The organism is Anaerospora sp., from assembly GCF_032013335.1.
Classification (GTDB): Bacteria; Bacillota; Negativicutes; order Sporomusales; family DSM-15969; genus Anaerospora.
This window is the reverse complement of record NZ_DALZUO010000002.1, coordinates 175,939-188,097: the sequence shown is the minus strand read 5'-3', so window position 1 is coordinate 188,097 and position 12,159 is coordinate 175,939. Positions and strand designations below refer to the sequence as shown.

The window sequence follows — 12,159 nt, the reverse complement described above, 5'->3', positions numbered from 1 at the left end:
TTTCTACCTCCTAGTACCGAATTTAACCGGCTGCACCAGCCGATCGATCAGCGGTGTTACTGAGTTCATCAGCAATATGGCATAACAGACGCCTTCAGGATAACCGCCCAATAGACGGATAAGTACCGTTAATGCACCTGCACCTACAGCGAAAATAATTTGACCTTTGATTGTAATAGGAATTGTCACCATATCTGTAGCCATATAAAAAGCACCTAGAACGAGTCCGCCCGATAGCATTGCCAGCAGCGGATCTCCTGTAAATAAACCGCTAGTACCCCCAAACAGCCAGGTTAGTCCCGCAACTGTTCCAATCATACATACAGGCACCTGCCAATTGATATAGCCTCTGTAAATGAGATACAACCCGCCAATAAGCAGTAAAATGACTGAAGTTTCTCCTGCGCTGCCACTGCGAGTACCAAAGAAAAGTGCTTTGTATAAAGAAGGCTGATCGCCAAAAACCTGAACTAATTTCTCATATCCCTGCAGTTTTAATATGCCAAGGGGAGTGGCTGAGGTTACCCCGTCAATATGACTTGGCATGGAAGGCCATGTCGTCATAGCAATTGGCCACGATGCCAGCAGAAAAGCCCGCCCGATTAAGGCTGGGTTAAAAATATTATAGCCTAAGCCGCCCATGGTATGTTTTGCGATACCAATTGCAACTAATGAACCCAGTAGGGGCACATACCACGAAACGGTAGAAGGAATATTCATTGCCAAAAGCAAGCCAGTTAAAAAAGCACTGCCATCAGTAATGCTTACCGGCTTATTTTGCCACTTTTGAATCAAATATTCGGTACCTACAGATGCAACAATACAAATCATCATGGTTAGCAATGCAGGCATACCGAACTGCCACACTGAAAACAGCGCCGCCGGTGCCAGTACCGCATTGACTGTCCACATAATTTTGGCAATCGATTCGTCACAGCGAATATGAGGCGATGCTGAAACGGCTAGGATACCCGCCTCTACTTTACCTTCTGTACTCATTCGCCCCACCTCCTATTTTTTTGCCGCTTGCGCGGCATTTTGGGCTTTGGACAGTTTAATATACTGAACAATATTTCGTTTAGCAGGACAAACATATACACACGAACCGCATTCTACGCAGTCAAGCAAGTTAAATTCCTCTTTCGCTTCCTGAAAACGGCTGCGTTCTCCCAGTAAGCTAAGCATACTCGGCACTAAGCCCATAGGACAGGTAGCAACACAGCGCCCACAACGAATACAGGGACGCTCAGGCCCTACATTGACATCTGCTGCACTCAGAGCCAAAATACCAGAAGTTCCTTTTATAATGGGAGTATCCAGCGTTCGCTGCGCTAACCCCATCATAGGACCACCCATGATGATTTTAACGGGTGTTTCTTTGAAGCCCCCGCAGAGTTCAATGGCATGAGCAAAAGTTGTTCCTACCCGCAGCAATAAATTTTGCGGCTCAGCAACAGCACCACCCGTTACAGTTGTTACTCTCTCGATTAGCGGAACCCCATTCTGCACTGCATCGGCAATAGCTACTACTGTACCGACATTCTGGACAACAATTCCCACATCCATCGGTAAGCCGCCAGATGGAACTTCGCGGTCAGCAATTACTTTAATCAGCGTTTTTTCTGCACCTTGGGGATATTTTGTTTTAAGGGCAACCACCTGAATCGATGTTCCCTCTGCAGCTTGACGCATAGCCGCAATGGCATCAGGTTTGTTTTCTTCAATGCCAATAACGCCCTTTGTGACCCCCAGAATTTTCATTGCTATTTGCGTTCCGGTAAGCACCTGTCCGGCCCGCTCCAGCATAACACGATGATCTGCTGTCAAGAATGGTTCACATTCTGCGCCATTAAGAATAAGCATATCTACTGACTTCTCGGCTGGCGGAGCCATTTTGACATGCGTCGGGAATGTAGCTCCTCCCATTCCGACAATCCCTGCCTGACGGACAAACTCCTTCAATTCGCAGCAATCAAAGTCCTGCCAATTACGGGTAAGAGGCAATCCTTCCTGCCATTCATCTTTGCCATCGTTTTCAATGACAATAGCAGGACATGTACCAAAAACCGGATGAGGATATTCAGAGATCTCGACAACTTTTCCTGAGATTGAAGCATGTACCGGAGCTGAAACAAAGGCCTGGGCATCTGCGATAATCTGACCCTTTTTCACCAAATCTCCTGCTTTGACAACAGGAGTACAGGGAGCACCAATATGCTGGCGTGTGGGAATAATGACACGTGCTGGAATAGCTACTTCCTGAATGGACCTGCTTGCAGTGTAAGCCTTGCGGTCATTCGGATGAACGCCGCCTCTAAAACTTTTTGCCATACTGTCACCTCGTTTGCATCTGTTAATTATAAATGCGGGTTATAATTGGCTGCATCCTGGCATCGGATCGAATAGAGACATCCACATATTTGATATACATGACTGCCAGTCCGAACGACATTACACCGCCAATTATCTCCGGCAATTGCGCATCATATCCGGCATGAGCTGCTAGCCATCCACCGCTGGTCCCACCAATGAAAGCTGCAAGTAAGGGCAACACAAAAACGATAAATGCTGCTTTTAACATACCAGCTTCACGGATTTCGAATTCCACGCGCTGCCCAGGCAACGCACCTAAGGGGTTTTTCGCATCCAGCACAAGTGCTGAATTCCCTGGGCAAGCGCCGCAGCTTTCACAATTATTATGCCGGCTTGTTTTTACCTTTGCCATTTTTTCGGAAACCTCCAGCACGACACCCTCCTGGCGCTTAACCATAGTTCTCCCCCCCTTTGTCTTATATTTTATTAATATCATATTCTTGTACTACACACCTTAGTAACATTCTTTATCCTTTCTTCTTCCACATGTCATTTCCTGCTAATTTACGGTAAATTTACAACTTTGGCAATATTGATTTATTTTATGTAATCATGTGATTTGTTAGAAATAAAAGAAAGGGAGAGTGCTTTAAGCGCTCTCCCTTTCCCTACATATAAATGATTTCTATACTGTTTTATTAGCAAACAAAATAGTTCAAATAAATATAGAAAGTACTATACTAACAGCTAAACCCGAGTACAAATATCTGCACCCGGGTTTAAGCTTACTAGTCTTTTTCATTCAATATAATATTACGCACTGCTTCTTCTTCCGAAATACGTACTTTATTCGGCAAGCGCTGATTTAACCCATTAAGCAGCTCTTCACTTGCCTTAAAAAAGACTTTGCGATTTTCCGTCTTACCTTTCTTCATAAACCGGTATGCCAATGTCCATACTTTCCGCCCGTCAAGTGCTGAATGCAGACGGTAGGTATGGCGAAATTTAACGGCGCCCACAAGCTTAGGAACATAATCATAAATACCGAAGACATCTTTATATGGTATCTCATGCACCTGAGTGCCAAATAAGCTTTTTTTCGTGATTCGAAATACTTTTTTATCAAGTTCATAAGTGAGTTTTGATTGTGCTCTGTCAACTAATACAAAAATAATCATCAATTCAGCAAAAACTTCTAAGGGCGAGAAAAAGCCAATATCAATATACCGATACACACTAAAACCAATCATGGAAACAAGCATGATCACACTAAAAGAAATAGCATAGGTATTTTTTGGGGTGACAATAGACTGATCTACAATTTTCTCCATATTTCCTCCTGTATAACTAAAACTTACCGTTATAGTATACAGCATTCAGCATAATGCGTACAAGATGTATAAAAATAAAAAGACCGGGAATTTATTCCCGGTCTTCATAGTTGCTATTATAAGTTGAGTAATCCAAAGAAGATATAGCAGACGATTGCGCCAACCACTGACATGGACAGACCCCAAATCAACAGGTTGCGGAACAATTTAGCTTTATCTTCATGCTCACCTGCGCAGGCAATACAAAGAGCGCCCAGCGTGGAAAGAGGAGAAGTATCAACCAAATGAGCACCGATATTGATAGAAGAAATCATAGCAATTGGGTTACCGCCACCAACTTCTTTAATCAAGCCAGGAACCATTGGCAGGAACATCGGCATTACTACGCCCGATGAGCTGGAGTATGCCGAGATAGCACCTGTAATTAAACCAAGCCAAGCATTAACTGTGGTAGGAGTGGAAATAGCGCCAATTACTTTAACCAAGGCATTGAGTCCGCCCGCTTTATCCATAACTTCGATGAGAACGGTTACGCCGCACACCATGAGCATTACGCCCCAAGGCATTACTTTAATAGCGGCTTTGCTATCGCCCGAGCCAGTCAGCATCAATACACCAGCTAATATAAAGGCAATTGAACCAACGTTACTCAAAAGGTTAAGCACTGTTTTGGAGAATAACGCTTTTGTAGCAGGCAATCCAGGAAGAACAACCAAGAGAATCAAAATACCTACCATTGAGAGCGTAAGAATTTGATGCTTGTTGAAAGGTTCTGGTTTCGGAGCTAATTCATCAATATTGAGAGTTTCGCCGCGTTGTTTCTTAATCCAGGCCCAACCGCCAAGTACGAAGAAACCACCGATATTAACCAGGCCTTGAGCAATTTCTGAGTTAAAGTGAATTTTCCAGGCCAAACCGCTTAAATCCTGGATACCCAGTCCGCCTGCCATTTTAGCAATAATACCATTAGATATAATACCTGTAGGAGCAAAAGGTGAGAAGGCTGCGCCGTTTGCAGCACCGACAACGATGAGAGTCATCAGAAAAGCCGGCATGCCGATCCGAGTAGCAATAGCCATTGCAACTGGTGCCATCAAGGCTGTTCCAGCAATGTTACCAGGTCCGATAGTTGTCACAAACGTTGTAAGAACAAATATAATTAAAGGCATAAATGCAGTGTTGCCTTTGCAAAGGCGTACGGAGTAAGCTGTCAGCTTTTCCATAGTACCATTTGTTTGGGCCATACCAAATAAGAATGTAACACCTACGAGAATCATAAAAAGACCGGTAGGGAAATAACCCATTACTTTAACTGCTGTTGTTTCGCCCCAGATACCACCAACAATGATTGCGAAGGCGATACCAAGAAAGCCAACATTTAGATCTTCATTTACACAACTGATAATTACCACGATTAGTAGGGCAACAATTGACATAATTGCAGCCAATGATATTTCCATTTAAAATTCCCCCCCAATGTAATTTGCGTTGAATTACCATGCGGTACAACGTTCTTCACACTTTCTCTCAGGAGACTGTTACGGTAACAGTACAATAACTCCTCTCCTTAAAGCATCCCCCCTCTCAATAACATAATAGTATCACTAAACATACTATTATGTAAATAATAAATAATCGGAAAATTCAATCCAAAAAAAGGGACTATAGGGATATGTAATCTTACTATGTTTAATATATACATTCTCTCTATGTCTCTATAGATATAAGTTATTCTATCCTGAACTTAAAAATCCTTCTTTTGCTAAAAAAAGACATAAAAAAAAGAGAGGCCTAAGCCTCTCTTTTTTTTATTGCTTATAGTCCAAGCAGACCAAAAGCTACATAACAAACAAGCGCACCAACCACTGACATGGACAAGCCCCACAACATTAAGTTACGGAACAATTTTGCTTTGTCTTCATGCTCAGCAGCACTGGCGATACAAAGAGCACCTAAGGTTGACAAAGGTGATGTATCAACCAAGTGAGCACCGATATTGATAGAAGAAATCAGGGCTACAGGATTGCCGCCCCCTACTTCTTTGATCAAACCAGGAACCATTGGCAGGAACATTGGCATTACAACGCCTGAAGAGCTGGAGTAAGCCGAAATGATACCAGTGATGAAACCAAGAACACCATTGATGGTAACAGGATTGGAAATAACGCCAATCATTTTAACCATAGCAGTCAAGCCACCGGCTTGGTCCATGATATCAATTAATACAGACATACCGCACACCATGAGGATAACGCCCCAAGGCATAGCTTTAACCGCTTTCGCATCGTCAGCAATTTCAAACAACAGGAAGATTGCACCGATACCGAAAGCAACGGCACCAACGTCCCATTTCAAGAAGATAACGGAAACAACCAAAGCTACGATACCAGCCAAAGTCGCCATTTGCTTTGCAGTAAATGGTTCCGGTTTAGGAGCAATTTCATCAATGTTTAAAGCACTGCCGCCACGTTGTTTCTTCATCCAGGCTAAACCCCCGAAGATAAAGAAGCCACCGAAGTTAACAAGACCTTGCACAATCTCAGAATTAAAATGCACTTTCCAAGCAAGACTCGATAATGATTCTGCAGGAATTCCTAATTGGGGTGCCATTTTTGCAATAATACCGTTAGAAATGATACCGGTAGGTGCAAAAGGCGAAAACGCAGCGCCGTTTGCAGCGCCAACAATCAGCATTGTCATAGCCATTGCCGGCACGCCAATACGTCCAGCAATAGCCATACCTACAGGAGCCAATAAGGCAGTCGAAGCAATATTACCAGGTCCAATTGTTGTTACGAGAGTAACGAGGAAAAAGAAGATAATAGGGATTAATGCTGTATTGCCTTTAGCAAGACGTACAGAATAAGCACTAAATTTTTCCATCGTACCGTTTACCTGTGCGCAGGCAAACATGAAAGTAACACCAACGAGGATCATAAATAAGCCAACCGGCCACCCTTTAAAAATTGCGGCTACTTTTAAGCCAGAAAACACAATACCAACGAACAAACCGGCTGCGATCCCAAGAATACCTACGTTCATTTCTTTGAAGCAAGAAATGATAACAATGATGCCTAACGCGATCATCGACGCTAATGCAGGGGTACTGATATCCATGTTGTCTCCTCCTTGTATTTATTTTGTTCCAACTAAGCTACGATTCTTGAGCCAGTAAGAGGACTCTACTTTGTGACAAAACACGTAGTGGGCGAATCGCAAAAACACGGCTTAATATTGGAAACTAGGTTTTATGGTTAATGCCGAAGCATTAATCATCAATTTAGTCTTCGTCTTCTTCCTCTTCTACTGGAGCAGGGAAAGCAGAATGAAGAGCTTTAGTAGCCATAATAAACACACCAATTACAATAAACATAGTCGGCAGAGCGACAAACAGCATTGTAACTGCAGAGCTAGTAGCGTGACTCATCTTATTTACCTCCTTTTACTTCGCCAGCGCCGGAATAAGCGCTAGAACCAGACCACCGGCTACAACAGATGCAACCTGACCGGCAACGTTAACGCCAATTGCGTGCTGAATGATGAAGTTTGTAGGATCTTCTTTAAGAGCCATTTTCGCAATAACACGGCCCGACATCGGGAATGCAGAGATACCGCAAGCGCCGATCATCGGATTAATTTTAGTTGGGCTGAAGAGATTGAGCAGTTTGGCGAATAATACGCCGCCAACAGTGTCAAATACGAAGGCTACAGCTCCAAGAGCCATAATTAAAGCTACATCAAACGTTAAGAAACGCTCTGCGCTCATCGTACCACCAACAGTGATACCGAGCAGCAGTGTAACCAAGTTAGCAAGTTCATTCTCAGCGCAGCTGGAAAGATTCTCAGTAACACCGGATTCTTTCAACAGGTTGCCAAACATAAGTGCGCCAATCAAAGCAACCGAAATAGGAGCTACGATACCGGCAATAATAACGATCATCAGAGGGAACAGGAACTTAGTGGTTTGAGAAACTGGTTCTTCCCCTTGGAAGCCCATTTTGATTTTCCGTTCAGCTTCAGTTGTAATTGCTTTGATAACCGGAGGCTGAATAACAGGAACAAGAGACATGTAAGAATAAGCAGCAACAGATAGAGGTCCAAGCAGCTCAACAGCATAACGGCTAGCTACATAAATGGTAGTCGGGCCGTCAGCAGCACCGATGATACCGATTGAAGCGGCATGCGGGAAGCTGAAACCTACAAGGGTTGCTCCAATAGCAGTTGCAAAGATACCGAACTGTGCGGCTGCTGCAAACAGCATAACCGACGGGCGGCGAATAAGCGGAGCGAAATCACACATTGCACCGATAGCGATAAAAATAAGTACAGGGAATAGTTCATTGGCAATACCAGCTTTATAAAGAACGATGAGGAATCCTTCTTCGCCTGGTACCTGGGAAACAGCTGAGGAAAAGGGAATATTTGCAAGAATAGCACCAAAACCCATAGGCAGCAATAATGCAGGCTCATAGTCTTTAGCAACTGCCAACCAAATAAGGATTGACCCGATAGCCCACATGACTACGTGTGTAAGTTTCAGACCGATAAAGCCCTGCAGCAGTTCGTCCAGCCAAGGATATTGCAGAAACAATGCTTCCATTGGTAGTTTACCCTCCCATTAAATAACTATTGATATAGTTATTTGTTTTAATAATATTTGTACATGTTGGAGACAGTTAGGATTTCAAGTGCTTTGCTAACTTGAAATCCGTATCTCCGGAAAATTAACCTTTGATTACAGCTAAAACCTGACCAGGTTTTACGCTTTCACCAGCAGCAACGTTGATGGATTTTACAACACCGGCAGCAGGAGCGCCGATTTCGTTTTGCATTTTCATAGCTTCTAAGAGCATGATAACGTCGCCTTTTTTAACAGTAGCGCCTTCTTTAACAACTACTTTGCTTACTTTGCCAGGCATAGGAGCAGCAATAGGAGTGTCGCCAGCAGCAACTTCAGCAGGAGCTGCTTTAGGAGCAGGAGCGGCTGCAGGAGCAGCGGCAGCTACAGGAGCTGCGGCAACAGGAGCTGCGGCAGGAGCAGGAGCAGCTGCAACAGCAGCAGGAGCTGCAGAAATAGCTACACCCTCTTCTTGCACCTCAACGTTATAAGCTACACCATTAACATTTACTTTAAATTTTCTCATGTTTAGCATCCTCCATTCAAATATTAATTACGCAAATTGACGGCCATCCATGACTTTTTGGCGACCGCTAGCTGCCCAAGAATTGCTTGTACGTTTAATCCGTACAGCGTGAGCACCGGCTGTACGAGCATGTACAGTGGCTGCTACAATGGCTGCAATCAGTTCAGCATCATCCATCATGGAATTTACACTGGCTGTAATGGCAGCTACAATTTTAGGATCGATTTCTCCGTCAACTGTGACACTTGACGGCTGTTCATCAGCGGCAGGAGCAACCTTTTCTTTCTTCTTCTTTACTGGTTGAGCCGGTTTTCCGCCGCCGAACAATGAATCAAAAAAACCCATTATCCCATTCCCCTTTCTTTTGGGTTATAGCGGAATATTGCCGTGCTTCTTAGCAGGGCGTGCTTCACGCTTGCTAGCCAGCATATTCAATGCAGTGATAATACGAGGTCTAGTTTCTTTTGGCTCGATGACAATATCAACGAATCCACGTTCAGCTGCTTTGTATGGAGTTGCAAACTCTTCAACATATTGAGCTGTTTTTTCAGCTGCATCAGCTGCTCCGCGGAAAATGATATTAGCTGCGCCAGCAGGTCCCATTACAGCAATTTCAGATGTTGGCCATGCAAGTACCTGGTCAGCACCTAAGTCTTGTGAACACATTGCTAAGTAGGAACCGCCATATGCTTTACGGGTAATAACAGTAATTTTAGGTACAGTTGCTTCCGAATAAGCATACAACATTTTGGCACCATGACGGATAATGCCGCCATACTCTTGATCAGTACCAGGCAGGAAGCCAGGAACGTCAACCAAGTTAACCAAAGGAATGTTGAACGCATCGCAGCAACGGATAAAACGTGCTGATTTATCAGATGCGTTAATGTCCAAGCAGCCAGCCATGACTTTCGGTTGGTTTGCAATGATACCGACTGTTTGTCCGTCGAAACGGGCATAGCAGGTCAGGATATTTTGCGCAAAGTGAGGTTGCACTTCATAGAATTCGCCGTTGTCAACGATTGCTTTAATAACATCTTTCATGTCGTAAGGCATGTTGGAGTTATCAGGCAGCAAGCTGTTGAGTCCGTCGTCCATACGATTAGCATCATCACCTGTTTCATATACAGGAGCCTCTTCTAGATTGTTGCTAGGCAGGAAGCTCAACAGATAACGGATCTGCTGCAGGCAGTCATCTTCGTTCTCAGTAGCGAAATGAGCTACACCAGAAACGCTGTTATGAGTCATCGCACCGCCGAGAGCTTCAGAAGTTACTTCTTCGGCAGTAACCGATTTAATAACTTGAGGTCCGGTAATAAACATTTGGCTGGTGTTTTTAACCATGTAGATAAAGTCAGTTAATGCAGGGGAATATACTGCACCGCCGGCGCAAGGTCCCATGATTACTGATATCTGAGGAATAACACCGGAAGCTAAGGTATTGTTAAGGAAGATTTTGCCGTAACCGGCCAAAGCATCAACCGCTTCTTGAATACGGGCACCGCCGGAATCATTAATTCCAACAATAGGAGCACCCATTTTCAATGCCAGGTTTTGTACCTTGACAATTTTGGCTGCATGCATTTCGCCAAGCGATCCGCCTTCAACAGTAAAGTCCTGCGCAAATGCGTAGACCAAGCGACCTTCAATAGTACCATAACCGGTCACAACGCCTTCACCTGGCAGTTCTTTTTCACTCATACCGAAATTGACACAACGATGAGTCACAAATTGGTCTAATTCGACAAAAGTACCTGCGTCAAACAGCTTTTCAATACGCTCGCGAGCAGTCATTTTACCGGAAGCATGTTGCTTCTCGATACGCTTTACGCCGCCGCCAAGCTTAACTTTCTCTTGCTTCTTCTTTAAGAGAGCAATTTTTTCTTGAACAGTAGCCATTCTACACCTCCATTTAGAATTCGGACGCGAGTCCAAATTATACGGTATCACATTACCGCATTTTTTGGTAGTTTTTGATAATAAATTTAATTATTTGCGTTCGGATAATTCGAGTAAGATACCGCCGGTAGCTTTTGGATGAACAAAAGCAATGCTGGCGCCGCCTGCACCATAACGGGGTTTTTCATCAATTAAACGAACACCTTTTTCTTTCAGATCAGCAAGAGCAGCTTCGATGTTATCAACGCGCAAAGCTACATGCTGGATGCCTTCGCCATTCTTCTCAATGAATTTGGCAATAGGGCCGTCAGGAGAAGTTGATTCAAGAAGTTCCAATTCGCTGTCGCCGCAAGGGAAAAAGCTTACTTTTACTTTTTGTTGATCTACTTCTTCATCTTCAGGAAGGTGAGTAAGTCCCAATTGTTCTACATAGAACTTTTTAGCTGCAGCCAAATCTTTTACTGCAATACCAATGTGGTCGACTTTTAATACTTTAAATGACATGTAAAATACCTCCTTAAAATTGCTTATTTATCGTAAAACAGTAGCTAAAATACTGTTTACAACACTATAAGGGTCCTTATCGCGATTATGTACACTTTCCACAAGGCGGTCAAACTCACCGGTTGTAGTAACTTTTTGCATGACATAACGACCAATTTGTTCATCAACCATAGCAATAAGTTCATTTTTAGTGCGTTTTGTGCGACGATTAGTCAGTTCTCCCGACTCCTTAAGGTACGCGATATGGTCTTCTATTGTCTGTGTTAGTTCAGTGACACCTTCATTTTGACTTGCAACAGTCCGCTTAATAGGCGGACGCCAAGCTACCTGTATAGGATTCAAGTCCAGCATCATTGAAATTTCAATATTAAGTTTATCAGCACCGTCACGATCTGCCTTATTGATAGCAAATACGTCACCAATTTCCAGTATACCGGCTTTAATAGCCTGGATATCATCGCCTAAACCAGGTACAAGCACTACAATTGTAGTATCTGCAGCTTTTATGATATCAACTTCTGACTGACCTACACCTACAGTCTCGATAAAGATAATATCCTTACCGGATGCATCCATTATTTTCACGGCTTCTGCGGTTTTGCGCGACAAGCCACCTAAACTTCCTCGTGTGCCCATACTGCGAATGAAAACACCTTCATCCAGAGTAAGGTCATTCATGCGAATCCGGTCTCCCAGTATCGCACCACCTGAAAAAGGACTGGTAGGATCAACAGCGATAATTCCGACTGTCTTCCCTTGACGGCGATATTCCTTCGCCAGCTTATCAGTCAAAGTACTTTTCCCTGCACCGGGCGGCCCGGTAATTCCGATGACATGAGCCCTCCCAGTATGAGGGTATAACTCTTGCATAATAGCAACAGCATTGTCGTATTCATTTTCTACGGCCGTTATTGCTCTGGCTAAAGCCAGACGAGATCCGGCAAGTAGTTCTTTTGCTATATCCATTA

Annotated in this window: 13 protein-coding genes; all 13 read right to left on the bottom strand. The window is 43.7% G+C overall.

The features are described 5' to 3' along the window. Window positions 1-3: 3 nt before the first annotated feature. The gene (locus RTR76_RS02895) at window positions 4-999 is read right to left on the bottom strand and encodes an RnfABCDGE type electron transport complex subunit D (protein WP_312516513.1); all 996 of its coding nucleotides are present in this window, start codon (window positions 997-999) and stop codon (window positions 4-6) included. A gap of 12 nt (window positions 1,000-1,011) precedes the next feature. After that, the gene (rsxC, locus tag RTR76_RS02890) at window positions 1,012-2,331 is read right to left on the bottom strand and encodes an electron transport complex subunit RsxC (RefSeq protein WP_312516511.1); all 1,320 of its coding nucleotides are present in this window, start codon (window positions 2,329-2,331) and stop codon (window positions 1,012-1,014) included. 22 nt (window positions 2,332-2,353) lie between these two features. Continuing rightward, window positions 2,354-2,770, bottom strand: a complete 417-nt coding sequence (locus RTR76_RS02885) for a SoxR reducing system RseC family protein (RefSeq protein WP_312516509.1) — start codon at window positions 2,768-2,770, stop codon at window positions 2,354-2,356. Window positions 2,771-3,101: 331 nt separating this feature from the next. Then, window positions 3,102-3,644, bottom strand: a complete 543-nt coding sequence (locus RTR76_RS02880; protein ID WP_312516507.1) for a hypothetical protein — start codon at window positions 3,642-3,644, stop codon at window positions 3,102-3,104. A gap of 116 nt (window positions 3,645-3,760) precedes the next feature. Then, window positions 3,761-5,104 (bottom strand): SLC13 family permease, encoded by a 1,344-nt coding sequence (locus tag RTR76_RS02875; RefSeq protein WP_312516505.1) that lies wholly within the window; start codon window positions 5,102-5,104, stop codon window positions 3,761-3,763. A 355-nt stretch (window positions 5,105-5,459) separates the two neighbouring features. Then, the gene (locus RTR76_RS02870; RefSeq protein ID WP_312516503.1) at window positions 5,460-6,761 is read right to left on the bottom strand and encodes an SLC13 family permease; all 1,302 of its coding nucleotides are present in this window, start codon (window positions 6,759-6,761) and stop codon (window positions 5,460-5,462) included. Window positions 6,762-6,924: 163 nt separating this feature from the next. Further along, on the bottom strand, window positions 6,925-7,071 hold the full coding sequence (locus RTR76_RS02865; RefSeq protein WP_312516501.1) for a hypothetical protein: 147 nt from the start codon (window positions 7,069-7,071) through the stop codon (window positions 6,925-6,927). A 15-nt stretch (window positions 7,072-7,086) separates the two neighbouring features. Beyond that, a complete protein-coding gene (locus RTR76_RS02860; RefSeq protein ID WP_312516499.1) occupies window positions 7,087-8,244 on the bottom strand; it encodes a sodium ion-translocating decarboxylase subunit beta in 1,158 nt (385 codons plus the stop codon). Between the two features lie 124 nt (window positions 8,245-8,368). Next, a complete protein-coding gene (locus RTR76_RS02855; protein WP_312516497.1) occupies window positions 8,369-8,788 on the bottom strand; it encodes a biotin/lipoyl-containing protein in 420 nt (139 codons plus the stop codon). Between the two features lie 27 nt (window positions 8,789-8,815). Beyond that, window positions 8,816-9,133: an OadG family protein gene (locus RTR76_RS02850; RefSeq protein ID WP_312516495.1), complete on the bottom strand. Its 318-nt coding sequence runs from the start codon at window positions 9,131-9,133 to the stop codon at window positions 8,816-8,818. A gap of 24 nt (window positions 9,134-9,157) precedes the next feature. Beyond that, window positions 9,158-10,687 carry a carboxyl transferase domain-containing protein gene (locus RTR76_RS02845; RefSeq protein WP_312516493.1) on the bottom strand — a complete coding sequence of 510 codons (1,530 nt, stop codon included), beginning with the start codon at window positions 10,685-10,687 and terminating at the stop codon, window positions 9,158-9,160. Between the two features lie 90 nt (window positions 10,688-10,777). After that, entirely contained in the window at window positions 10,778-11,191 is a 414-nt protein-coding gene (mce, locus tag RTR76_RS02840) for a methylmalonyl-CoA epimerase (RefSeq protein ID WP_312516491.1), read from the bottom strand. Window positions 11,192-11,218: 27 nt separating this feature from the next. Then, complete coding sequence (gene meaB, locus RTR76_RS02835; RefSeq protein WP_312516489.1) at window positions 11,219-12,157, bottom strand: methylmalonyl Co-A mutase-associated GTPase MeaB; 939 nt, start codon at window positions 12,155-12,157, stop codon at window positions 11,219-11,221. Window positions 12,158-12,159: the final 2 nt, after the last annotated feature.